The sequence below is a fragment of the Staphylococcus sp. GDY8P72P genome (assembly GCF_016890655.1).
Classification (GTDB): domain Bacteria; phylum Bacillota; class Bacilli; order Staphylococcales; family Staphylococcaceae; genus Staphylococcus; species Staphylococcus arlettae.
Map to the genome: position 1 here is coordinate 1 of NZ_JAFEQJ010000005.1, position 24,316 is coordinate 24,316.

The window sequence follows — 24,316 nt, forward strand, 5'->3', positions numbered from 1 at the left end:
AATCAGATTTCTGTCCCACTTTACTTAACCATACACCACTCGATAACACGCTTTATTGCGCTATCCCAATAGGCATAATCATGTTCCCCTGTACCACTTTCAAACTGGTGATCAACACCATGCTGAGTTAAATAATTAATAAATTTTATATTATCATCATATAACGCATCTTCTGTACCACACATTATTAATAACTCTGGTATTGGATGTCCTTGTTCTAGTGCATTATCAACTAAATAATATACATCTAAATCACTACCGACTACATCATCATTGCTACCTATTATAGCTGTACTAGAAAAATCATACCAATCTATTTCCAGTAAATGTTGAACCGTAAATACAGCTGATAATGGGGCTGCTTTGGCGAAACGTTCACCTTGAGTAAGGGCAAATTTGATTGTGCCATAACCTCCCATTGAATGACCGGCGATAAAATTATCTTCTCGTTTTTTAGAGAGAGGTAAAATTTGATGTACGTAATCATGTACTTCCAATATATAATCATAATATTTATGACCTGCTGCCATATTGCTATATGCACTATGATCTGCGCGTGGCATAATAATTGCTAATTGATGTTCATTCGCATATCTTTCAATACTGGTATAACGTACATACGAAGTTTCATCGCTAGATAAACCATGCAAGAGTAATAACGATGGTAGTCGTTTTACAGGTTCTTGCGTGTCAAAATAGCTTGCGTCCTCTGGTAAAATCACAGTTAAATTTTGTTGCATTCCAATAGTTGTCGATTGATAATTCAATGTCATGACAGCCATAATAACACCTCTCTATGCGTTTGCATCTTGTAATGGATTACTATCCTTCAATTTATGTTTTCTATTCGACGGATCTAAGCGTTTTTCCAATAATCGTAAGACAACGTCTATTATAATTGCAATAAACGCAATTGGAATCGCTCCTGCCAATATAAACGTAGTACCATCTGTTGCATTAGTACCTCTTATTACAATATCTCCTAATGTTGGGGCGCCAATAAATGAGCCTACTGCAACGACACCTATCGCTACAACTAAAGCAATACGTAAACCACCCAAAATTACAGATAAAGATAAAGGTAGTTCAATCATACGTAATACTTGGTTACGAGTCATTCCCATTCCTTTACCGGCATCTTTTATATTACCATCGACATTACTAATACCAGTGAAAGTATTTTTTATAATTGGTAGTAACGCATATAAAAATACTGTCACAACTACCGTTGTAGGGCCTAGACCCATGACTAACATCAAAATGGCTAACATTGCAATAACTGGTACTGTTTGAATAATGTTGGCGATGGATATAATCAGCCATGATAACTTGCTATAACGTGCAATGAATATCCCTATCGGTATTCCAACGATAGCAGCAAATATGACACCATAAACAGACATCAATAAATGCTTAATAAATAATTCCCATAAGTAACCAAAATTGACAGAATAATATTCAATTAACTGTTGGATTAAATTGCCGCTCATGACTATTTACCACCTTTCTTATCATTTTCAAAATAATTATGTTCCTTCAAGAATTCTTCCGCTACAACTGCAGGTTCTTGACCTTGACCATCTGCTTTGTAATTCAACTCTTGCATTTTAGTTGTCGAAATTTTTCCTTCTAATTTTTGCATAGTAGGTTTTAATTCAGGATATTTTTTCAGTAAATCATTTTTCATAACACTACTTGCATCATATGGTGGGAAAAAGCGTCGATCATCTTTTAATACTTTTAAGTCATAGGCTGCAACACGTCCATCTGTTGAATATCCTACTGCTACGTCTAATCTGTTAGAATCTAACGCATCATATACTAAACCTATTTGCATTGGTCTAATATTATTAAATTCAATACCATATTCTTTTGCAAATGCAGGATAACCATCACCTTTACGTTTCAACCATGAACTATCGACACCTAAACGTAATTTATCACTATGTTTTTTCAAATCTGATACTGTTTCTAAATTATATTTTTCAGCAGTTTCTTTAGTCACCATTAAAGCATAAGTATTATCAAAGCCATATGAATCAAAAAATGTTTGATCAAATTGTTTTTGGAAGCCTTCTTGTGTCGCTTGCATAGCTTTATCTGGATTTTTAATAGGATCTTCTTTAAGTGCACCCGTTAACTCTGTTCCTGTATAACGTGCCCCAGATATATTCGCATCACCATTTACCAATGCATTATGTTGAATCGTACTAGATCCTAAATTATTTATTAATGTAGGTTTAATTTTTCCATTCGTATCATGCTCAATTAACAATCTCACTATATGTGAAATTATTTGTGATTCACTCGTAGCTAGTGCTGTAATCTTAACGTCACTGTTGGACTTACCGCCACCTAAACCTGGCAAACTACATCCAGATAAGAGCACCAAACAAGCTACAAGAATTAATAACTTTCTTTTCAAGTATTTCATTTTGTTTATTCTCTCCTTATCTAGAAACCTTTAACCCTTTTGGTACTGCCCATTTTTCAACTAACGATAATATAAAGTCTACTATAAGTGCTAAGAGTGTTACTAAGATTGCTGCACTAACAATCATTAATGGATCATATGTGTTTAAACCATTAAAAACAAAGTCTCCTAGTCCACCTGCACCAACATAACTAGCTAACGTTGCCCAACTAATAACATAAACTGCTGACAGTCTAATACCACCTAAAATTAACGGTAAAGCTAAAGGTAACTCAACATCTTTCATCAATTGGAAGCGCGTCATTCCCATACTCGTTCCCGCTTCTTTAATATTCTTATCTATATTTTGCACACCTAATACAGTATTATTTAAAATTGGCAATAATACATAGATAAATAACGCTACGATAGCCGGAGTCTTCCCTACACCAAAAATCGGAATCATAATAGCTAATACTGCTAACGTAGGTATAGTTTGTAATACTCCAGCAATCATTAATACGAAATTTGAAGTGCGTTTTAATTTAGATAAAAAGATACCAATAGGTACAGTAACAACGACCGCTATTAACAAAGCTACAATAGATATATAAAAATGTTCACCTGTCTTTGTAACAAGTTCACTCCAATTATTTATTAAAAAATCTATCATTTGTTATCAGCTCCTAAGTGAACAGGCTCAATAATAGCATTGTTTTCCTCAGGTTCTTCCATATCTCCCCAAATGCTGTCATAAACGATATCTACTAAGTTAGCTCTAGTAACAAGACCTATTAACGTTTGGTCATCACTATCTACCACAGGCACATTACGCACATTACGTTTTAATATTGTACGCACTGAATCCTGTAATTTACTGTCGATACGCACACGATAAATATCCCGTTGCATCATATCAATCAATTCTTTCTTCTGTCGTAATCCTTGATTAATATCTTCTATATCTAAATAACCTAATAATCGATGATTTTCCCCGACTACAAAAATGGTATCTACTCTACGTGTTCTCATAATATCTACAGCATCATTAAGCGTTTGATCAGCATGTACAGTCACAGGTTTAATCATAGCGTCTTCCACTGATTTCATATTTGGTCGATCTTGAATCAATCTATTCTGACCAATAAATTCTCGTACGAAATCGTTTGCAGGATAGCGTAAAATATTATCCGGTGTATCATACTGGATGACTTCACCATGTGACATAATACATATTTTATCTGCTAATTTTATGGCTTCATCCATATCATGTGTGACAAAGATAAATGTTTTCCCTAATTTTTGTTGCAATTCTTTTACTAAGTCTTGTAGCGTATCTCGCGTAATCGGATCTAGCGCACCAAAAGGCTCATCCATTAAAATTACATCTTGCTCCGCAGCCAAAGCACGTACAACACCTATACGTTGTTGCTGACCGCCTGATAATTCTGAAGGATAACGCTCTAAAAATGACTCCGGTAAATCTACTAACTTAATTAACTCTTTAGCTTTAGCATCTTTCTTTTCTTGTGACCATTTTAATAATTTAGGAACTAAGACAATATTTTCTTTAATGGTCATGTGTGGCATAAGACCAATTTGTTGAATAACATATCCAATTTTACGTCGTAGTTCTACTGGATTCATTTTACTCGCATCTTTGCCATTTATAGTAATTTGACCTTCTGTCGATTCAATCATTCTATTAATCATTCTTAGTGCAGTTGTTTTACCACTCCCACTTGTTCCAATAAATGCAATAAACTCCCCTGACTCTATTTCTAAAGAAATTTTATTTACTGCTTTCTTACCGCCAGGATAAACTTTTGATAAGTTTTTTATACTTAACATTTCCGAATTCCTTTCTGTTATTATATTTGTCCCTTAATAAACAAGAGTCATCAGTAGATGTCATACAAATTAAAAAATAAGTAAAAACATGATACAAATGACTCTCTCATTTTTTATACAGTTGAGATGACCAATGCACATACTCATTTGCATTATCACGGAGGTAGCTATATTACTACACTTGAATATCCTCATATTATTTAAAATATATTAACTTCCAGGCTACCTCTCAAATAATTATCAACTTTTAAATGTTAAAACTTTCTAAACTCAAGACATGATATATCATAGCGTTATTTGCGTTTTATTTCAATTTTATGCCCCAGTTCTCGCGGTTTTATATCTTCTGTAGCTATTGTGGCGTAAGCCTCTAGCGCACTTTTAAATTCTTCTGGAAATGGTGCCGGTTTCGTTGTTTCCGTTGCAATTCCCATCAACATCACTTCATATGTAGCGCATTTATTACAAGCCTCATCATACAAATTCATAAAAACATGTATACGTTTTGTATCATAATCGATTACTATCACTTCACACTGGATACGTTGATTGACCTTAATTTCTTTTAAATACAAAACATGATTTTCTAAAGTGAAAATTGTATATTTGAGTTCATTAATCGTTTGTTCATTTAAACCTAATTGTGCTAGCCACGCATCTGTAGCATCACTAAACACACGATTATATTCTGCATCATTCATATGATTATTGTGATCTACCCACTCTGGCTTAACTACAGTTTGGTAGTTGAATTTTTTAGTTGTCATATTCATGCACCGTTTGCTGACCTTTTTTCATACTTGCAGTATCTTCTGGCCAATATTCTTGCGCTAATTGTTTCACTTTTACTAAAAATTCATTACGTTTCATATCTAATTCAGCCATGGTATTACCTTGTGATGTGGCCTCACAACCAGCAACAACATCATCATATAATGACTGAGTTAATTCTGGTGCTTCTAGTTTAGTCCATGGTTTTTTCAAAGCAGGTCCAAACTGTTTTAACATGTGGCGCATACCACCTTCTCCACCTGCAAGGTGGAATGTCATAAATGGACCATATTGTGCATAGCGTAAGCCAGCTGCATGGGTAAATGCTTTATCTACTTCTTCAGTAGTTGCAATACCATCATTAACAATGTGTAAGGCTTCTCTCCATAACGCTTCCATTAAACGATCTGCAATATGCCCTTCTATTTCATGACGTACATGCAAGACATCCATACCTATACTTTCATAAATGCGCTCAGCAGCTATCGTTGTAGCCTCACTTGTAGACTTACCTGCAACAATTTCGACAAGAGGCAAAATATATACTGGATGAAATGGATGTGCAACAATGAAACGCTCGGGATGTGTTAAATTTTGTTGTAATTCTGAAGGCATAATACCTGATGTGCTAGAACCTATCGTTGCATCTGGTTTCGCATAAAAATCAATTTCCGTTAACACTTTATCTTTCAATGACTCAATCTCTGGTACATTTTCTTGAATGTGATCTGCATCTTTAACAGCTTCTGCTAAGTTATCCGTAAATGTTAAATTTTGTAATGACGCATTTTCCGCTAAACCTAATGATTCTGCATAAGGCCAATTTTGTTTAACTTGTGTCAACATGCGTTCATAAGCACCTTCACTCGGATCTGTCGCTACGACTTCGTGTCCATGTGCAAGCATTCGTGTAATCCAACCACTACCAATAACACCTGTTCCTACTACTGCAAATTTCATAATGTGCCTCCTTGTGGGTTTCTCAATTGATATTTATCTCTCGCCTCTTGTGGTGTCATTGGTTCAATTCCTAAATCTTTTAATATTTCAACTGCTTTAGCTACAAGTTGTTCATTTGTAGCTTTAACACCTTTTGATAAATATAAATTATCTTCTAACCCTACACGAACGTTGCCACCGCGTTTAGCTGCCTCTTCAACTGTAGGTAATTGCATACGACCTATTCCAAATGCAGACCATTCTGCATTTTCTGGTAAACGCGTTTTAAAATATTCAATAGTTTCAGGATCATTTTCGGCACCCCAAGGAATTCCTAAACAAAATTGAAATAGCGGTTGGCCTTCTATCAAGCCTTCTGATATTAACTGTTTAGCAAAACTTATATGTCCACTATCAAAGCATTCTAATTCTGGTTTTACACCCGCTTCTTTTACTAAAGCAGCTTGCGTACGTAACCATGATGCAGGACTCAAATAAACATCGTCTCCCATATTAACGCTGCCACAATCTAACGTACACATTTCAGGCAACAAGTCTCCAACCGGCTGATGACGTTCTTGCGGTGTTTGCATATCAGTTCCCGGTCCACCTACAGAAGGGTTATTTAAATCAGGGATAAAGTCTCCTCCACCACCTGACGTTACATTTATAATAATATCTTCATCAGCTTGACGAATTAACTCAATAGCTTTTTTAAATAAATTGACATCATGACTGATACCACCTGTTTTTGGATCACGTGCATGTATGTGAGCAACTGTCGCTCCAGCTCTCGCACATTTGATTGCAGAATCTGCAATTTCTTCAGGTGTGACAGGTACATATTCACTTTTACTTGTAGTATCTCCAGCACCTGTCAATGCTGCTGTTAACATTACTTTTTTCATATTTTTCACCCTCCAGCTATGTTTTACACATGCTTTAGTGTACCAACCAGACGGTAAAGTTTCAACTTACAATACTATAAAAAAAGAGATAAAAAGCGTCAAACGCTTACTATCCCTTGGTTTAAAAAATTTTATTTTTCTTCTTTTTGGCTATAACTATGTGCTGTAAGTCTGTCTAAAACTTGTTGACGCATATCATCATCAATTGCATCTATACCAAATATTTCTGACAACCATAGTCCATCAATGGCTAATCTTATAATTGTAGCATCTACAGGATCCAAACCATCATGTTCGATTTGCGTTTGCCAGTCACGATATGTGTCTTGTAGTGGACTTAATAAATTTTTATTACTACCTTGAGCAGCTAACATACCAGACGTAATACTAGCATTTTCTTCTCTGTGTTCTCGTGTAGCTTCTATAAATGCACGTAACATATTTCCTGCTTCTGCAGATGAAGTCTTATTCCAATGGCCATCTACATTTGTCTTATATAGAGTATTGGCATGATCAACAAGCCCTTGTATCAATGCTGTTTTATTTTTAAAGTGATACAGTAAGCCACCTTTACTCACTCCTGCTTTATGCGCCACCGCGTCTAATGTTAAGTATTCGCTGCCTTGTTCATTGACAATGGCTGCAGCCGCTTCTAATAGCTGTATACGCTTTGATGTTCTAGGCATGTAAGTACCTTCTTTCTATTGTTCAATTATTTGTCGTTCATTCCTTTGCCAGCCAAAATTTGATCTTTGTACTTTTCGATACGTTGCGTACGTGTTTCACTGCGTTTTGCTTGACCAATATAATACATATATTGACGTTGACGTCCAGGGGTTAAGTTATTAAATGCAGTTTGTAATGTTTCATCATTATCTAACGCCTGGCGTAGTTCTTCTGGCATCTCATACTCATCAGTGTTTTTCATTTTGACTTGTTTACCAGATTTTTCAACACGAATAGCTTCTTCCAAATACCAAGCAATTTCCGTTTCTCTTGCTTGTATTTCTGCTAAATCTTTAAATCTTAATTGTCTAGCGGCTTGAACATTTTTAGTTTGCTGTACTAACGTATCATATTTGTCTTCCATTATCGCACCTTTTTCAAATAGCAGTGCGCAATAATGCTTAAAATCTTGGATAATCACTACATTTTTATCATTCAATGTATAACATGGATGCTTCCACTTAAACTCCTCTTCCAGTTCTGTGTCTAGACTTAGCTTTCGCAAAAATTTAAACTCATCTTGCCATTGCTCCAGATTGTTAATAAACGTATCAACTTTTGCATTAGTAACTTTTTCGTTCATCACTATCAACTCCATTATTGGTTCATCATATTTATATTACTATAATGCCCACTTTTTTGGGAATTATAACTCATAAACTTTAACTTACTTTTCCGATTAATATACTATGAATTAATGGAATTTTATGCTATATTTATTCCATTAAAAAATTTATAGAATTAAGATAGAGGTGAGTTAATGCAACAAACAGCAAATTTAAAAAAAGTTTTAGGCCTTCCAGACGTCATGGGTATTGCAATTGGTCAAATTATAGGTGCAGGTGTGATGTCATTAACAGGTATCGGCATTCAAATGACTGGCAGTGGTATAACACCAGCGTTTGTTATTTCTTCAATTTTAACACTCGTTACCATGTTTCCAATAGCTATTTTGAGCTCAGCAATCCCAACCACTGGAGGTATGTATCAATATACAAGTCGATTGCTTTCACCTAAAATAGGCGTTTTTTGGTTATTACTCTTTTTGCTATTGCAAATCACATTAGCTTTATATGCACTGTCTTTTGCACAATATTTAGAAAGTATTTATCCTGGAGTGCCAATTAAGTGGGTAGCATTAACATTAATGACAATCTTATTTATTGTCAATATTATCGGTGTCAAATCTGCGTCCTATATTGGTAATTTAATGGTAGTTGTCTTGATCGTCGCTTTATCTTGCTTCATCATTTATGGTTTACCACATACCAATGTTGCTGTATTTAATTCACATGATATGTTTCCTGATGGTTTTACTGGATTCTTTACTGCTGTTGGCTTAGTTTCATTTGCTACTGGAGGCGCACAAGTTGTAGCTGAATTAGGTGGCGAAATGAAGCGTCCACATCGTGATATCCCAATAGTCATTGTTGTAGCCACAATTTTTGTAGGTCTACTCTATGCCTTTATCGCCAGCATTGCAGTTGGCGTATTACCAATTTCAGAAGTAGCGGGTCAGCCGTTAACGAGTGTAGCACAAACTGTTTTACCTAGACCCATTTTTATTTTCTTTATTGTTGGAGGTGCTATGTTTGCATTAGCTACAACGCTTAATTCCACATTAACTTGGGTTACCAAAAGTTTATTAGTAGCTATCCAAGATGGTTATTTACCATCGCAACTTGGCGCTGTTAACAAACGATTCGGCACACCACATTGGTTGCTCATATTATTTTATATTATCGGTGCTTTTCCCATTATTACAGGTATGTCATTAACAGTTGTAGCACAATTAGGCACAGGTATTTCGTTGCTAGTGTTCGCCTTCCCTGCTTTGGCAGTATTACGCTTACCTAAAAAGTATCCTGAGTCTTATCAACGTTCACCATTAAAAGTGCCTTACCCATTATTAGTAAGTATTTCAGTGTTAGCAATTGGGTTATTACTATATCAATCTTATTTATTAATTTCTGATTTACAACTTGTGTATATCATTGGTACGTTAGTTTATATTATCTTAGCGGCAGGTATTGCGTATCTCTCACGTACACCTCAAAATTATGAAATTGCATCTCCTGCATTACTAGCAACAAAGCAATCATCTGAAGGTTAACTATTGTGAATAGTAATACAAAACAGCCATCACTATGTAAAGTGACGGCTGTTTTTGCATTATTTATATTTCATATAACGCTAACGTAATTCATTTATTAGCGTATTAAATTCCACAATTTATGTTGATACTACTTTTTTCAAACTGATAGCAATTATAAGCGCAATTACTGCAATTCCTACTGAAAAGTAAGCTGTTGCATGCACATTAATATTTGAAACAATCAGTCCACCAATAATACCACCAACACCAATACCAGCATTTAAACTTGACATATTCCAGCTCATAACTTGGCTTGTATCGCCTTCAACATGTTCAATAATTCCGCTTTGTACTGCCGGATTAGTACTCCATTGCATAATGTTCCAAATAAATACCGTGATAAGTAACATAGCAACAGTTGATAACACTGGATTTAATGATAACATCGTTGCAATAAATATGATTATAGAGATGATTAACCACCTTTTACTTGTTAACTTGTCTGATAAAAATCCGCCCATTGATGTTCCTATGACGCCAGCAACACCATTAATCAATAAAACTATAGAGATAAATGATAAATCATGTCCACCTGCAAGCATCAATGGATTTATAAAAATAAATGTTATCGAATTCGCTACTAATATTAAGAAAGTAATACTTAGAAATTTAACAATTTCGGCAGGACGTAAAATTTTCGAATAAGTAGTACTTTGTCGTGGTGTGCTACCAACGTGAGACTGTTTATTAGTATCCTCAACTGAAGGTAAATAAATAAACATTAAAATACCCGCAAGTACACTTACTACAACTATAAATACAAATGTATAGCGCCATCCTACTAAATCACCTATCATTGTCCCAAGTGGAACTCCAAAAACATTCGCTCCACTAAATCCTGAATAAACTACACCAATCATTTTACCTCTGTTTTGTGGTGCAGTTAATAAAGCAGTAAGGGCTAGTATTTTGACAACAATTAATGCTGCTGCCGCTGAAGACAATATTCGCCCGATAACTAAAATTGTGAAGTTTGGCGCAATGGCAATAATTAAATTCCCCACAATAAAAGCAAGTAACGTTATAAGCAATAATGGTTTGGGCGCAAAACGATTCGTTAATTTCACTAATATTGGGCCTGAAATCGCAAAGGTAATAGCATAGAGTGTCACCAGTTGTCCTACTATAGCTTCAGACACATTCAAGTCTGCGCTCATTAAATTCATAATTCCAGCTACCATCATCTCAACCATACCTACGATGAAAATACTAACAATAAAGGTAACTATTCTCATTACTGACATAGACCTGTCTCCTTTCTATATAATGTACGTTTTTTTACATAACCATTCCATTATATACCATTCGTCAACCATACTCATACCCTTTAAAGCCTATTACACCAATAGTTTACCGGATACTTAACATTACTAAATAACATTGGCTGTAACACCATAAAAATACGAACTCCTCCCATAATTAACATAGAAGAAGTTCGCTTAATAACATCATTAATTATTGCTTTGTAATATCTATTGTGTTTGCAATAAGTTGATCACGTTGATTGAAAAATTGTTTATAACTTAAATATGTTGCAAATAATACTGACATTATAGTAGCAGTAGTATGAATAAAAATTACCATCAATTGAAATTTAATCGCTTCTAATGGCGGAACACCACCTATAATCAGTCCAGTCATCATCCCAGGAATAGAGACAATCCCATAGGTTTTCACTGAATCTATCGTAGGTACGATTGCCGTTTTAATACTTTCACGTAATGTCGCTTTGGAAGCTAATTTAGGTTCGGCACCTAATGATAATTTCGCCTCAATTTCATCCATTTGTTTAACGAATTCTTTATCCAAATTTTGATAAGCTAAATTAATCGCAATCAAACTATTACTGGCAACCATACCAGCTACAGGTATCACTTCATTGGCTTTGAAATCAATAGCACCTGTCACGATAACGCCCATTAACGGTAAAACTACACCTATAAATATTGAACTAAATGAAATCAAAAACACATGATGCATAATAGGCGATGCTCGATGTATAGTATTCCATGCAGCATTAACGATAATAACTAGTACAAATAACATCAGTAACCAATGTTGATTAACATCAAATATAAAATCTAAAATAAATCCTAATATTAACAGTTGAATAATGGCACGCCCTGTAGCAATTAGTAAATCTTTTGTAATATGTAATTTTTCTTTATACGAAACAATAATTGGAAAGAGTAACAATAATGCAGTTAAAGATAAGGCTGTAACACTCATGTTAGTACCTCCTCAGACTGTAGCTTTCCATCAACAATACGCCACTGTTTATCAAAATGTCGCGTACTTTGTTGATCATCATGCGTAATCCAGACTACAGCTAATCCTCGTTGCACTAACTCAAAAATAAATGTTTCGATGTTTTCCTTATTATGCACATCTAGTGCGCTTGTGGCTTCGTCTAACAGTAATACTTTTGGTATATACATGAGTTGTCGTGCAATTGTAATACGTTGACGTTCCCCGCCTGACAAATGTTGTACAAGAGTATTTAGCTTATAATGACCTAAACCTACTTTTTTTAATAACTTTCTCGCCCTGCTTTTATCAAACTTGTCTTGTCTAGCAAGTGCTGGAAAAGCTAAGTTTTCACCGATGGTAGTACCAAACAAGTCGCTTTGTTGTAATAAAAAACTAACTTCCATTCTCAAAGTTTCAGGATCTATATCTTCAAAAGGATGTCCATATAATGTTATTGTCCCTTCCGTCGGACTCAGCAAATTACTCATTAATCTAAACAGTGTGCTCTTACCACTACCAGATGGACCTAGGACACTAATGGCTTCACCCGGGTTTACGGTTAAAGAAATATCGTCAATAATAGTACGCTTATCAATTTTATAAGAAACATGATTCAACTCAAGCACATACTTCGCCTCCAAGCTTACCAAAACTTACTTACAGTTTTATGTTCTAACTCACTAACAGTGTAAAAGTTATTGCATAATCTCTATGTTCCATGCAGTATAATTTACAGTTAAATTATTTAAATGAACCATTTAACATACAGTTAGTTTATATCGCTAATAATATTATTATAACGTTACCACAATTAAGATAAATGCAATCAAATTATTCAACATATGGAATGTTACCGCCGCAGCAAGATTTTTGCCTGTTATTAAATACACAAAAACGATTGAACCACCAAGAATTAAATAACTGCCGATTTCAAAGGGTGATTGTGCACCTGTCATATGTAAGCAACCAAACACCACTATCGAAATAATAGTCATTAAAGTATAAGTGAACTTTTTCCCGAGTTCATGAATCAACAAATGGCGAAATAACATTTCCTCTACGAATGGGGTCAAAATAACAATATCAATAAATAGTAACGGTAACAGCCAAGGATTATCAAATAATGACAGCAATTCCATTTGGTTCTGTGTTTCACTATATTGTAACGATTCAGGTAAAAATGTCGTTAACCATTCATATATATAGATTAAAATTGTACTGGCAATATAAGTACTTACAAATAACATAGTATATGGTTTTAATTGTCGAAATCGCTGGAGAGCAATATTGATAATTTGATGTTTACGATGCATTAAATAAAAAATATATAACAATATAACAGAGCTTAAAATAGAACTTATAATATAAATAGGATGCTCTAACTCTGTAAAATCAACATTAAATTGAGTCACTAAATAAACTAACAATAATACTAAAATATTCGTCGCAATTAGATAAATAGGAATTAACCAAAAATCTCTTTTTACTAAATTTGAACGTTGCCAATAATTGTCTGCTTCGTTATGTATTGTGTTCTGTGAAGTCTTTGAGGACATGGTTTACCATTCCTTTCAAAATTTATATCTTAAATATATCATGCCTCCAATTTATAATATATAGATGTGATTCTATTACTTTCAAAAATAATCATATCTCATTTTTAATTGCAAAAATTCTTTTTTCTTCACAACACTTCCAAATTGTAATAATACGAATTTGTTGTAATATAGAACATAATAAGGGGGGATTTAAAATGACAGTCTTAACAGTTCTACAATTAATCGTCAATGTCATCATAGTGGTATTTTTAATTGGTGGCCTCGTTTTGGGGGCGGTGCTACTATTTAAAGATAAACGACAAAAACAACATAGTGTACTCCGAAATTATCCATTATTAGCACGTATTCGTTACTTTTTTGAAAAAATTGGTCCTGAAATGCGCCAATATCTGTTTTTGGAAGATACTGAAGGGAAACCTTTTTCACGCAATGATTTCATCAATATTGTAGTGGCAGGTAAATATAATTCTCGTATGACAAGCTTTGGTACACAAGAAGATTATAAAGAAGGCTTTTACATTCAAAATACGATGTTTCCACTTCAAACTTCAGAACTTAATATCGATCAGTCATCTATGATTTCTACATTTATCTACCATATAGATAATGAACGACTTTTTAATCGCGATGAACATCGTGAAGAAACCAACATTGATCCTTATTTTTTAACTGATGACGACGCCATTGTGTTAGGTGCTCAATTAGCACACCCATTCACACTCAAACGCTTAGTAGGTCAATCTGGAATGAGTTATGGAGCTTTAGGCCAACGAGCAATAACTGCACTATCTAAAGGATTAGGTCAAGCAGGCACTTGGATGAACACTGGTGAAGGTGGCTTATCAACATATCATCTTAAAGGTGGCGGAGATATTATTTTCCAAATAGGGCCAGGACTTTTCGGTGTACGTGATGCGGAGGGTAATTTTGATGAAGAAGAATTCAAACGTTTAGCACAATCAGCTGAAGTTAAAGCTTTTGAAATTAAATTAGCCCAAGGAGCTAAAACACGTGGAGGTCATATGGCAGGCAATAAAGTAACTGAAGAAATTGCTGAAATCCGTAACGTAACACCTTGGAAAACTATTAATTCACCCAACCGCTTCACATACATTAATAATCCCAATGACTTACTAGAATGGGTTAGCAATTTGCAACAAATTGGACAAAAACCTGTAGGCTTTAAAATAGTAATAAGTAAAGTTAAAGAAGTCGAAACACTTATTCAGACAATGATTCGCACCAATCAATTTCCTGATTTTATAACAATTGACGGAGGTGAAGGTGGCACAGGTGCTACCTTCCAAGAACTGGAAGATGGTGTAGGTCTTCCGTTGTTCACAGCCTTACCAATACTATCAGGGCTATTAGAAAAGTACGATATGCGAGATCGTGTAAAAATCTTTGCTTCTGGTAAACTGATTACACCAGACAAGATTGCAATTGCGCTCGCACTTGGAGCCGATTTAGTCAATATCGCACGAGGAATGATGATTAGTGTCGGGTGTATTATGAGCCAACAATGTCATATGAATACTTGTCCTGTTGGCGTTGCTACTACAGATGAAAAAAAAGAACGGGCTTTAATCATCGAAGAAAAGAAATTCCGAGTAACCAATTATGTGACTAGTCTACATGAGGGTTTGTTTAATATTGCTGCAGCTGTTGGTGTGTCAAGCCCTACTCAAATTAGCAAAGAACATATTATTATGAAGCAACATAATGGTGACCTGCAATCCATTCACGACTACAAATTAAAGCTTATCGAACACCAATGATAACTAAAGAGGTTGCAACAATTATAAAGTTGCAACCTCTTTAGTTATTTATTAACTTATAACCACTATTTTACAATCCAGTAGTCAGTTGTTCACTTAATTTTTCAACGATTGTCACTTCATCATCTTCTAAGGGATTAAAAACAAATTTCTCTCCATCAATAAATACTGTTGGTATGCCTGTTATTCCTCGTTCAAATGCTTCTGCAGTTATAGCTAATGAACGTTCGTCTGCTGCTTTATTAAGTGCTAAGTTGAATTCATCTTCCATTTTACGTTCAATTGCACTAAAACTTGTTTTCCAACTTTCTTGTGTTTCATATAAATGATGAATTAATTGATAAGTTCTAGAAACATCCTCATAATCTAAATAAAAATTAGCGATTGTTCCTTTTAACAAACCTTGTTTTGTTTTATCAAAATGTTTAATTACATGTTTTACTTTACCTTGCTCAATTAATGGCGTTAAATAACTATCCGCTGCTTTAAAATAATTTTTACAATATGGACAAGCAAAGTTAATAAATGATTCTACTGTAACAGGTGCATTACTTTTACCTAAAGTTAAATGTTGTACGTCTGACACGATTATTCCCCCTTCTTATAATTACTACTATTGAAACATAAATTATCTCTAATTACACAAATTTAGTCTTACTACTTTACTAAGAATTCATATAAATAGCGTTTCTTAGCACAAATGCTAAAATATAAATAACACTTATTTTATTTTGGAGGTTAATATATGAAAAATTCAGTCGAACTATTAAAAACATTAACTGATGTAGATGGTATTGCAGGACATGAAATGACAGTTAAATCTTTGATGCATGATTATTTAAGTCCTATTAGTGACGAAATTGTCGAAGATAACTTAGGTGGCATTTTCGGGAAAAAGCAAGCTGTTAATGGTAGCAAGTCTTTAATGGTTGCCGGTCATTTAGATGAAATTGGCTTTGTTGTAACTAAAATCGATGAAAATGGTTACTTAAAATTCACTCCGATTGGTGGTTGGTGGAACCAAGTCATGTTATCTCAGAAAGTAACAATAACGACTGACGAAGGTAAAAAAATACGTGGTATTATTGGTTCTAAACCGCCTCATGTACTGTCTCCAGAAGAACGTAAAAAGACGGTTGATATTAAAGAAATGTTTATTGACATTGGTGTGAAAAGTAAGAAAGAAGCTGAGCAATTTGGTATTGAGCTCGGTAATATGGTAACACCATATAGTGAATTTGAAACATTAGCTAATAATAAATACTTAACAGCAAAAGCATTTGATAATCGTTATGGTTGTGCACTTGCAATTGATGTACTAGACAACTTAAAAAATGAACAAATTGATATTGATTTATACGCAGGTGCCAATGTTCAAGAAGAAGTTGGCTTACGTGGTGCAAAAGTTGCAGCTAATACGATTAAACCTGATTTAGCCATTGCAGTCGATGTTGCTGTTGCCTATGATACACCAGGGTTATCCCAACTTAGTGAAACTGCATTAGGCGAAGGTCCAGTCGTTATTATCATGGATGCGAGTAACGTTGGCCATGTTGGTTTGACTAAACATATTAAACAAATCGCTAAAAAGCATAATATTAGTATTCAATTAGATTCTACTCCTGGTGGCGGAACTGATGCTGGTAGCATACATGTAGCAAATGAAGGAATTCCAACAGTAGCTATTGGTGTCGCTTTACGTTATATGCATTCTAATGTCTCTGTTTTAAATACAGATGATTATAAAAATTCAGTAGCATTAGTAACTGAAATCGTTAAATCTTTAAATGATGACACAGTAGAACAAATCATTTGGTAATTATTTTATAGGTAAAAAGCTTGGACACTACACATGTTCCAAGCTTTTTTATCTGTGATATATTTTTAATTTTCCCTACAATTACATTAAAATTAAGAACACTACAATGCTATAACACCGTTTACTCTAATTCTCTCTTATTCCATGTTATGTACAGGAGGTTTAACCTCTTCAGGTAATGGGCTTTGATACTGATCGCGTCCTATTTCGCGATCAAATTCTTGTTCGATATCCTTTAATTTTTCTGGATGTTCTAATACATAAATCGCACTTCGAGCTAATACACGTGCTGCACGTGACATCCCTTTTTGTGCCACCGTACTTTTGCCTTGTGCAACCATTTGCCACGTATGTAACTGTGTCCCTATAGCTGCAGTTGCGGTTGTTACTTGTGCAGTTGGAACGTTCCAACTAACATCTGCCACATCTGTAGAACCATACATTATTTTTGTTGTAGGTTCATATGGATGAATGACATCACTTAAATTTTTCCCTTCAACTAAATGTTGATCTTGTAACACTCCAAAGCTCTCATACGTTTTAACAGCAGTTTGTTGCTCTTCCTCACTTAAAGTTTCCCAAAGTGCTTGTGCAAAAGTTTGTTCTTCAGATGTATAACTAATCTGTCGTTCTTTATCTAATTCATCAAATACCACTTGCTCTAAAGTTTGATTAGGTACATATTCTGAAACTGCAGATATTAGCTCTGAGGACATAGTTGTCCCAGTCATTAACGCTGCGCCTTGTGCAATTTTATCGACACGTTTATAAATTTCACGTGCATCTTCTATTTTCGGTGCCCTGATTAAATATACTACTTCAGCTTCAGCTTGCACAACATTAGGAGAGACACCTCCTGTATCCGTAATAGCATAATGAATGCGTGCATCCTGGATAAGGTGTTCACGTAAATAGTTTCCACCTACATTCATCAGTTCTACAGCATCTAATGCACTTCTACCGATATGTGGCGCACTTGCTGCATGCGCACTTTTTCCTTTAAATTTATACTTAACTTGGAAATTAGCTAGTGAGCGTAATGCCATAATTGCATTAAAAGGTGTAGGATGCCAAGTTAAAGCTAAATCTAAGTCATCAAACATCCCCGCTCTCGCTAAAAAACCTTTGCCCGATCCGCCTTCTTCAGCTGGACAACCAATTATTTTTACAGTTCCAGGAAGTTTATACTTCTCAAGATAAGCTTGTACTGCGAGTGCAGCACCGATAGCACCTGTCCCTAATAAATTATGACCACACCCATGGCCAGCTTTATTGTGCTCCACTGGTTTGTTATAGGTAATGTTTGCTACTTGACTTAATGAAGGTAATGCATCATACTCTGCTAACAATCCAATTACTGGACCTTTATTGCCAAAAGTAGCTGAAAAAGCAGTTGGAATATTGGCTATGCCCTGCTCAATATCAAAACCTTGTTGCTCTAAATAGTTACATATCTCAGCACTCGAGTCGTATTCTTCATATAATGTTTCTGGGTGATCCCATATAAAATCGCTTAGCATTTGCAACTCTTGCGCTTTATCTTCAATTATTTGTTGTACAAATAGTTCATAATCTTTCATTATTAATTCCCACCGCCTTTGTCCACTACATAATAACACGATTCTTTTCTAAAAATACAATTTTTCAGAATATTTATGTTTTTTTCATCTTAGCTTTGTTATAATTTCGAATAAGCTCAAACGTGGAGGGATTTGCAATGAAAAAGCAAAACAAACCGAAAGTTTCATTTGTACATAAAGCTTTAAACGGCGTAGAAGTCGTTGGAAATCGTTTGCCTGATCCTAGCATTTTATTTTTTCTAATGTGCGTAGGTTTGGCCGTTATAACTTGGGTAGTCTCACTCTTTCAAGTAAGTGTGAAACATCCAGGTACAGGTGATGCTGTCGCCATTAAAAGCATTATTAGTAAAGATGGCATCACAATGATTTTTAATGATGCTATACAAAATTTTTCTGAGTTCCCTGCTTTAGGTCTAGTACTGTCCGTAATGTTAGGTATAGGTATTGCTGAAAAGACAGGTTACTTTGATAAATTAATGATTCAAGTAGTACAAAAAGCACCAAAGAAATTTATCGTTCCCTGTATTATTATTATTGGTATCTTAGGTAATGCTGCTGGTGATGCTGCTCCTATTGTCTTACCACCACTGACTGCCATAGTATTTATTAAATTAGGCTATCACCCGATAGCAGGATTGGCTATGGCATATGCAGCTGCTTTAGGTGGTTTTTCAGCTAACTTTTTAATAGGTATGTCAGATGCGCTACTATACGCATTTACCAAACCAGCTACCAATATTGTATCTGATAGTATCCAAACTAATGTCGCAATGAATTGGTATTTTATCGCTGCTAGTGTCGTAGTTTTACTACCTGCTGTGTATTGGGTCACAATGAAAATAGTTATACCTCGACTTGGGACTTATGACGCCAGTGATACAGATATTACTAGCGAGGATTCTGATACAACAATTAGTCCAAAAGAAAAGCGCGCTGTATTTTGGGCGAATATTAGTTTTGTAGCTGTAATCGTCTTAATCGTTGTAACTGCAATACCTCAAAATAGTTTTTTACGTAACGCCAAAACAGGCAGCTTATTAAATGATGCCCCTATTATTAATGGCGTAGGACTACTTATTTTAATTCTCTTTTTAGTACCAGGATTAGTATATGGCATTATGACCCAAAAATTAGCGAATTCAAAAGATTTAGGCAAGATGTTAGCAGACTCTATGTCTTCCATGGGATCATTTATTGTTATTGTCTTTTTTGCCGCACAACTACTAGCATTTTTAGAATGGAGTAATTTAGGTATTATTGTTGCAGTTAAAGGTGCAGCATTACTCCAAGGACAAAATGGTATTGTGCTTATTATAGGTATTATTTTGCTGAGCTCAATTATAAATTTACTTATAGGCAGTGCTTCAGCTAAATGGGGTATTTTAGCACCTATTTTTATACCGATGTTAGTGCTTGTAGGATTTCATCCAGCATTTACGCAAATGTTATATCGCATAGGTGATTCTATTACTAATCCTATAACACCAATGATGCCTTACTTACCATTACTTTTGTCTTACGCACAAAAATATGATCCGAAAATGAAACTGGGTTCTTTACTCTCTAGTTTAATGCCCTATTCAATCGTATTAGGCATTGTGTGGCCACTCTTCATGATAGTATGGTTCTTATTAGGCTGGCCATTAGGTCCTGGGGGGCCTATCTTCAGCAAATAAAATGACATTACTATTTCAGTCAATTTTTGACAATTAAATTGCCACAAATATATTTGAATCGTGTATGATAGGGTAAATAAAAAAAACACGACTTAACAATATACACCTAGGAGGCAAATATGAAACGCATAGGTTTAATCGATATTGGATCAAATACCATTCGCTTAGTGATATTTGAATTCGATAAAAAGACTGGTTTAGATGAAGTACTTAATATAAAAACACCTGCACGTTTAAGTCAGTATTTGACTAATGATTTAACGATGACACAAGAAGGTATTGAAGTATTAACTACAACTTTGAGTAGTTTTAAACGTGTCTCAGATAAATTTGCAACAGACGAACTACACCCTATTGCTACAGCAGCAATTAGACAATCGACTAATCGAGATGACATTATCAAACATATTAAACAACAACTTAATATAACAATGCGTATTATCCCTGAAGAGAGTGAAGCTTTTTATGGTTATTATGCAATCACACATACGACAAATATTTCAGATGGTATCTCTGTCGATATCGGTGGCGGTTCTACAGAAGTAACATTATTTAAAGATAAACAGCTAAAAGCTGCCCACAGTTTCCCATTTGGTGTAGTGACGTTGACTAAAAAATTTTTCAGTGACAAACCGCACAATGATAAACATGCTATAAAAGATATGGAAAAGTTTCTAATTAAGCAATTTAGTCAATTAGACTGGCTTAATGATGCTCAAGTAGCTCTTGTAGGTGTTGGTGGGTCTGCACGTAATGTCGCGCGTATTCATCAATCTGCACACGACTACCCTATAGGGGGTGTCCACAACTATTCTATGAGTGCTAAAGATGTTGAAGAGGTATTTTCGCTAATCAAAAAATCATCACGCGATGAATTAAAAGATGTAGATGGTTTGAGTGGTGACCGAATAGATATCATTTTACCGGCTGTTGCAGTATTTAAAAATTTATTCACTAAAATCAATGCCACCCAATTTACTTTTTCACGTAAAGGGTTACGTGAAGGCTATGTGATGCATTTAATTAGCGAGCAATTTCCTGATCAGTTCAACAAAGAAAATATTCGCCAAGATGCGCTATATCATTTAGCTAATGAATATAAAATAGAAGAAAAAAGTGCAAAACAGCGTGTTAAGCTTGCCTTATCTTTACTCAATCAATTGATAGAAACAAAACATTTAGACATTAGTAAGACAGATAAACGATTATTTGCGGAAGGATCTTATTTGTATTATTTAGGGAGCTTTATAAATGCTGATTCAAGTTCTCCACATACCTATTATATTATTGCTAATTCTATGATTGAAGGTTTTACACATCAAGAACGTGTCAAACTTGCTTTACTTGCAAGTTTCAAGAACAAATCATTAATGAAATTTTACAGTCACGAAACAAAATGGCTAGTACAAGACGAATTAGATACTATCCAGTCGTTAGGTGGCATCATCAAATTTATTAACGCATTGAATATCTCTCAAACAAATGTTGTCGATCGTATTTATCTAAAGAAAGAAAAAGGCGATTACACACTTTACGTATTTTATGAGGGAGAACCTGTTGCTGAAGAATATCAAGCTAATCGACAAAAGAAGCATATCGAAAAGATATTAAAGGACAAACTTTCTATTAACTTTACACGCGCTTAATATTTATATGATAAGTTAAAATAAGATTATTATGCAATTTAGACTATAACGAGGTGTAGCGAGTATTATGCAAAATTATTTAAGATCCAAAGATTTGAATTTACCACAATATTATAATAATAGAGAGCTAAGTTGGTTGGATTTTAACTTTCGTGTTTTGCAAGAAGCAGAAGATAAAAATAACCCTCTGTTAGAGCAACTCAATTTTATATCAATTTTCAGTTCTAATTTAGACGAATTCTTTATGGTTCGTGTAGCTGGTTTACAAGATCAATATAAGATGGGGTACGATAAGCCTGAAAACAAAGCCCAATTAACGCCAAAACAACAACTTGAACAAATTAAAATTAAAAATAAACACTACGTCAATTTACAATATAAACGCTATAATGAATTAGTTGATGAATTAAAACAATACAAAGTCGAAATTGTTGAGCCTGAATGTTTAAACGATGATTTGTTAGCTGACTTAGAACAAGAGTTCAAATTAAGCATCTTACCCACATTAACACCTTTAGGTATTGATGCCTATCATCCATTTCCAAAATTAAATAATAAAAGTTTAAATATTTTTGTTGATATCGATACTGAAGATGCTATTAATTCAGCCATTGTGCAAATACCATCTTTAATACCTAGATTCACCACTTTAAATGATGGTGATAAACAGTATGTAGTTATGATTGAAGACATAATAACGTACTTTATAAATTACCTCTTCACTGGTTTTGAAGTATTAAACACCTTTACTTTTAGAATTACTCGAAATGCAGACTTAACTATTCACGAAGATGGTGCTGAAGATTTATTAATCGAAATTGAACGTTTCTTAAAAGAACGTAAAAGTGGTTCGTCTGTACGTCTTGAAGTAGATGGAAGAACAACTACTTACGAAGATATTCAATGGTTAATAAATCAATTGGAAGTAGACGATGATCATATTTACTTTGTTGATGGACCATTAGATTTAACTTTGTTATTTGGTTTAGTAGATCACTTATCAAATAAACTAAAACATTTAAAATATCCAAAATATTCACCTCAAATACCACAATCATTAGGAAACAATGATATTTTTGAATTATCGTTAAAACGTGATATCTTTTTCCATCATCCGTATGAAACATTTGAGCCGATTGTAGATTTTGTACGCAAAGCGGCAAACGATCCAAATACCATAGCAATCAAACAAACACTCTATAGAGTTAGTAAAGATTCTCCTATAATTCAAAGCTTAAAAGATGCTGCAGAAAAAGGAAAACAAGTGACTGTGTTAGTCGAATTAAAAGCACGTTTCGATGAAGAAAACAATGTACATTGGGCACGTGAATTAGAAGATGCAGGCTGTCACGTAATTTATGGTATGACTTATTTAAAAACCCATAGTAAGATTTCCCTTGTCGTTAAGCGTATCGGCAATGAGTTAACTTCCTTTGTCCATCTTGGCACAGGTAATTATAATGATAAAACAGCAAAAATATATACAGATATGGGTCTTATTACTACTGACAATGCTATCGTTGAAGATGGTATTAATTTCTTTAATTATTTAAGTGGTTACTCAATCAAACCTAAATATAATAAATTGATTGTAGCTCCTTATGATATTCGCGATGAATTTATTGCGCGTATCGATAATGAAATTATACAACATAAACAATATGGCAACGGTAAAATCATGATGAAAATGAACTCATTAACTGATAAAGATATTATCTTAAAATTATTTGAAGCTTCTCGTGCCGGTGTTACTGTCAAGCTCATCATTAGAGGAATTTGTTGCTTGAAACCTGGAATCCCTGGTATAAGTGACAATATTGAAGTCGTAAGTATTGTCGGCCGTTTCTTAGAACACTCACGTATTTACTATTTCCATAATAATGGCGAGGACAATATCTATCTATCATCAGCGGATGCCATGACTCGAAATATGATAAAACGCGTAGAAATCCTTTTCCCTGTAGAAGATAAAGAGATTAGCCAACGTTTAATAAATTATTTAAATTTACAGTTATCAGATAATCAAAAAGGTCGTTATCAAGATGCAGCCGGCAATTATCACTACATTCAAAATAATTTGTCACCATTAAACTCTCAAGCGTACTTAATGCAAGAAGCAATAGAATATGGCAACTCATTAACAGCTTTCAAAACGCAAAACTATGCCACACCAGTCACATCTAAACGTGGATGGTTTTCAAAATTTAAAAATAGCTTTAAAAGATAAATAATATAAATATTAAAG

The 24,316-nt window shown here is 34.3% G+C and carries 22 protein-coding genes; 6 read left to right on the top strand and 16 right to left on the bottom strand.

Annotation, left to right across the window (positions count from 1 at the left end; all coding sequences use genetic code 11):
- Window positions 1–20: 20 nt before the first annotated feature.
- From JVU85_RS00415 to JVU85_RS00460, 10 genes are all read right to left on the bottom strand, one after another.
- On the bottom strand, window positions 21–782 hold the full coding sequence (locus JVU85_RS00415) for an alpha/beta hydrolase (protein WP_142019408.1): 762 nt from the start codon (window positions 780–782) through the stop codon (window positions 21–23).
- A 12-nt stretch (window positions 783–794) separates the two neighbouring features.
- Entirely contained in the window at window positions 795–1,490 is a 696-nt protein-coding gene (locus tag JVU85_RS00420; RefSeq protein WP_002510037.1) for an ABC transporter permease, read from the bottom strand.
- A 2-nt stretch (window positions 1,491–1,492) separates the two neighbouring features.
- Complete coding sequence (locus JVU85_RS00425) at window positions 1,493–2,434, bottom strand: osmoprotectant ABC transporter substrate-binding protein (RefSeq protein WP_002510036.1); 942 nt, start codon at window positions 2,432–2,434, stop codon at window positions 1,493–1,495.
- 16 nt (window positions 2,435–2,450) lie between these two features.
- The gene (locus JVU85_RS00430; protein WP_002510035.1) at window positions 2,451–3,086 is read right to left on the bottom strand and encodes an ABC transporter permease; all 636 of its coding nucleotides are present in this window, start codon (window positions 3,084–3,086) and stop codon (window positions 2,451–2,453) included.
- The gene (locus JVU85_RS00435; protein WP_002510034.1) at window positions 3,083–4,264 is read right to left on the bottom strand and encodes a betaine/proline/choline family ABC transporter ATP-binding protein; all 1,182 of its coding nucleotides are present in this window, start codon (window positions 4,262–4,264) and stop codon (window positions 3,083–3,085) included. The genes JVU85_RS00430 and JVU85_RS00435 overlap by 4 nt, the downstream gene beginning before the upstream one ends.
- 293 nt (window positions 4,265–4,557) lie before the next feature.
- On the bottom strand, window positions 4,558–5,031 hold the full coding sequence (locus tag JVU85_RS00440; protein WP_204171423.1) for a thioesterase family protein: 474 nt from the start codon (window positions 5,029–5,031) through the stop codon (window positions 4,558–4,560).
- Window positions 5,021–5,995, bottom strand: a complete 975-nt coding sequence (locus tag JVU85_RS00445) for a 3-hydroxyacyl-CoA dehydrogenase NAD-binding domain-containing protein (protein ID WP_002510032.1) — start codon at window positions 5,993–5,995, stop codon at window positions 5,021–5,023. Before JVU85_RS00445 ends, JVU85_RS00440 begins: the two co-directional genes overlap by 11 nt.
- Window positions 5,992–6,882: a beta-keto acid cleavage family enzyme gene (locus JVU85_RS00450; RefSeq protein WP_002510031.1), complete on the bottom strand. Its 891-nt coding sequence runs from the start codon at window positions 6,880–6,882 to the stop codon at window positions 5,992–5,994. Before JVU85_RS00450 ends, JVU85_RS00445 begins: the two co-directional genes overlap by 4 nt.
- Window positions 6,883–7,013: 131 nt before the next feature.
- Entirely contained in the window at window positions 7,014–7,568 is a 555-nt protein-coding gene (locus JVU85_RS00455) for a TetR/AcrR family transcriptional regulator (RefSeq protein WP_002510030.1), read from the bottom strand.
- 26 nt (window positions 7,569–7,594) lie between these two features.
- Window positions 7,595–8,191, bottom strand: coding sequence for a YdeI/OmpD-associated family protein (locus tag JVU85_RS00460; RefSeq protein WP_021459747.1), 597 nt, complete (start codon window positions 8,189–8,191; stop codon window positions 7,595–7,597).
- 177 nt (window positions 8,192–8,368) lie between these two features.
- Between JVU85_RS00460 and JVU85_RS00465 the strand changes: the two genes are divergently transcribed.
- Window positions 8,369–9,721, top strand: coding sequence for an APC family permease (locus JVU85_RS00465; RefSeq protein ID WP_204171424.1), 1,353 nt, complete (start codon window positions 8,369–8,371; stop codon window positions 9,719–9,721).
- Between the two features lie 119 nt (window positions 9,722–9,840).
- Here the strand turns inward: JVU85_RS00465 and JVU85_RS00470 are convergent, their stop codons facing one another.
- From JVU85_RS00470 to JVU85_RS00485, 4 genes are all read right to left on the bottom strand, one after another.
- Window positions 9,841–11,007: an MFS transporter gene (locus tag JVU85_RS00470; protein ID WP_103388740.1), complete on the bottom strand. Its 1,167-nt coding sequence runs from the start codon at window positions 11,005–11,007 to the stop codon at window positions 9,841–9,843.
- A gap of 211 nt (window positions 11,008–11,218) precedes the next feature.
- On the bottom strand, window positions 11,219–11,992 hold the full coding sequence (locus tag JVU85_RS00475; protein ID WP_204171425.1) for an ABC transporter permease: 774 nt from the start codon (window positions 11,990–11,992) through the stop codon (window positions 11,219–11,221).
- Complete coding sequence (locus JVU85_RS00480; RefSeq protein ID WP_142019405.1) at window positions 11,989–12,639, bottom strand: ABC transporter ATP-binding protein; 651 nt, start codon at window positions 12,637–12,639, stop codon at window positions 11,989–11,991. The genes JVU85_RS00475 and JVU85_RS00480 overlap by 4 nt, the downstream gene beginning before the upstream one ends.
- Window positions 12,640–12,807: 168 nt before the next feature.
- Window positions 12,808–13,569: a CPBP family intramembrane glutamic endopeptidase gene (locus JVU85_RS00485; protein WP_204171426.1), complete on the bottom strand. Its 762-nt coding sequence runs from the start codon at window positions 13,567–13,569 to the stop codon at window positions 12,808–12,810.
- 197 nt (window positions 13,570–13,766) lie between these two features.
- Between JVU85_RS00485 and JVU85_RS00490 the strand changes: the two genes are divergently transcribed.
- Complete coding sequence (locus JVU85_RS00490) at window positions 13,767–15,350, top strand: FMN-binding glutamate synthase family protein (RefSeq protein ID WP_142019404.1); 1,584 nt, start codon at window positions 13,767–13,769, stop codon at window positions 15,348–15,350.
- A 70-nt stretch (window positions 15,351–15,420) separates the two neighbouring features.
- Here the strand turns inward: JVU85_RS00490 and JVU85_RS00495 are convergent, their stop codons facing one another.
- Entirely contained in the window at window positions 15,421–15,936 is a 516-nt protein-coding gene (locus JVU85_RS00495; RefSeq protein ID WP_002510021.1) for a thioredoxin domain-containing protein, read from the bottom strand.
- Between the two features lie 159 nt (window positions 15,937–16,095).
- On the opposite strand from JVU85_RS00495, the gene JVU85_RS00500 reads away from it, so the two are divergent.
- A complete protein-coding gene (locus JVU85_RS00500; RefSeq protein WP_002510020.1) occupies window positions 16,096–17,169 on the top strand; it encodes a M42 family metallopeptidase in 1,074 nt (357 codons plus the stop codon).
- A 137-nt stretch (window positions 17,170–17,306) separates the two neighbouring features.
- Here the strand turns inward: JVU85_RS00500 and JVU85_RS00505 are convergent, their stop codons facing one another.
- The gene (locus JVU85_RS00505) at window positions 17,307–18,749 is read right to left on the bottom strand and encodes a M20 family metallopeptidase (protein ID WP_204171428.1); all 1,443 of its coding nucleotides are present in this window, start codon (window positions 18,747–18,749) and stop codon (window positions 17,307–17,309) included.
- Window positions 18,750–18,886: 137 nt separating this feature from the next.
- On the opposite strand from JVU85_RS00505, the gene JVU85_RS00510 reads away from it, so the two are divergent.
- The 3 genes from JVU85_RS00510 (at window position 18,887) to JVU85_RS00520 (ending at window position 24,298) form a co-directional block, all read left to right on the top strand.
- On the top strand, window positions 18,887–20,425 hold the full coding sequence (locus JVU85_RS00510; protein WP_021459754.1) for an AbgT family transporter: 1,539 nt from the start codon (window positions 18,887–18,889) through the stop codon (window positions 20,423–20,425).
- 119 nt (window positions 20,426–20,544) lie between these two features.
- Window positions 20,545–22,071: an exopolyphosphatase gene (gene ppx, locus JVU85_RS00515; protein WP_142019401.1), complete on the top strand. Its 1,527-nt coding sequence runs from the start codon at window positions 20,545–20,547 to the stop codon at window positions 22,069–22,071.
- A gap of 67 nt (window positions 22,072–22,138) precedes the next feature.
- A complete protein-coding gene (locus JVU85_RS00520; RefSeq protein ID WP_142019400.1) occupies window positions 22,139–24,298 on the top strand; it encodes an RNA degradosome polyphosphate kinase in 2,160 nt (719 codons plus the stop codon).
- The last annotated feature ends 18 nt before the right edge of the window (window positions 24,299–24,316 follow it).

Excerpts from the sequence above, each read along its gene's own strand:
- ppx (WP_142019401.1), top strand. The coding sequence starts at position 20,545 with ATGAAACGCATAGGTTTAATCGATATTGGATCAAATACCATTCGCTTA.
- JVU85_RS00420 (WP_002510037.1), bottom strand. The coding sequence starts at position 1,490 with ATGAGCGGCAATTTAATCCAACAGTTAATTGAATATTATTCTGTCAAT.
- JVU85_RS00450 (WP_002510031.1), bottom strand. The coding sequence starts at position 6,882 with ATGAAAAAAGTAATGTTAACAGCAGCATTGACAGGTGCTGGAGATACT.
- JVU85_RS00415 (WP_142019408.1), bottom strand. The coding sequence starts at position 782 with ATGGCTGTCATGACATTGAATTATCAATCGACAACTATTGGAATGCAA.
- JVU85_RS00485 (WP_204171426.1), bottom strand. The coding sequence starts at position 13,569 with ATGTCCTCAAAGACTTCACAGAACACAATACATAACGAAGCAGACAAT.
- JVU85_RS00465 (WP_204171424.1), top strand. The coding sequence starts at position 8,369 with ATGCAACAAACAGCAAATTTAAAAAAAGTTTTAGGCCTTCCAGACGTC.
- JVU85_RS00470 (WP_103388740.1), bottom strand. The coding sequence starts at position 11,007 with ATGTCAGTAATGAGAATAGTTACCTTTATTGTTAGTATTTTCATCGTA.
- JVU85_RS00510 (WP_021459754.1), top strand. The coding sequence starts at position 18,887 with ATGAAAAAGCAAAACAAACCGAAAGTTTCATTTGTACATAAAGCTTTA.
- JVU85_RS00460 (WP_021459747.1), bottom strand. The coding sequence starts at position 8,191 with ATGAACGAAAAAGTTACTAATGCAAAAGTTGATACGTTTATTAACAAT.
- JVU85_RS00440 (WP_204171423.1), bottom strand. The coding sequence starts at position 5,031 with ATGACAACTAAAAAATTCAACTACCAAACTGTAGTTAAGCCAGAGTGG.
- JVU85_RS00475 (WP_204171425.1), bottom strand. The coding sequence starts at position 11,992 with ATGAGTGTTACAGCCTTATCTTTAACTGCATTATTGTTACTCTTTCCA.
- JVU85_RS00425 (WP_002510036.1), bottom strand. The coding sequence starts at position 2,434 with ATGAAATACTTGAAAAGAAAGTTATTAATTCTTGTAGCTTGTTTGGTG.
- JVU85_RS00445 (WP_002510032.1), bottom strand. The coding sequence starts at position 5,995 with ATGAAATTTGCAGTAGTAGGAACAGGTGTTATTGGTAGTGGTTGGATT.
- JVU85_RS00490 (WP_142019404.1), top strand. The coding sequence starts at position 13,767 with ATGACAGTCTTAACAGTTCTACAATTAATCGTCAATGTCATCATAGTG.
- JVU85_RS00435 (WP_002510034.1), bottom strand. The coding sequence starts at position 4,264 with ATGTTAAGTATAAAAAACTTATCAAAAGTTTATCCTGGCGGTAAGAAA.
- JVU85_RS00520 (WP_142019400.1), top strand. The coding sequence starts at position 22,139 with ATGCAAAATTATTTAAGATCCAAAGATTTGAATTTACCACAATATTAT.
- JVU85_RS00500 (WP_002510020.1), top strand. The coding sequence starts at position 16,096 with ATGAAAAATTCAGTCGAACTATTAAAAACATTAACTGATGTAGATGGT.
- JVU85_RS00430 (WP_002510035.1), bottom strand. The coding sequence starts at position 3,086 with ATGATAGATTTTTTAATAAATAATTGGAGTGAACTTGTTACAAAGACA.
- JVU85_RS00455 (WP_002510030.1), bottom strand. The coding sequence starts at position 7,568 with ATGCCTAGAACATCAAAGCGTATACAGCTATTAGAAGCGGCTGCAGCC.
- JVU85_RS00505 (WP_204171428.1), bottom strand. The coding sequence starts at position 18,749 with ATGAAAGATTATGAACTATTTGTACAACAAATAATTGAAGATAAAGCG.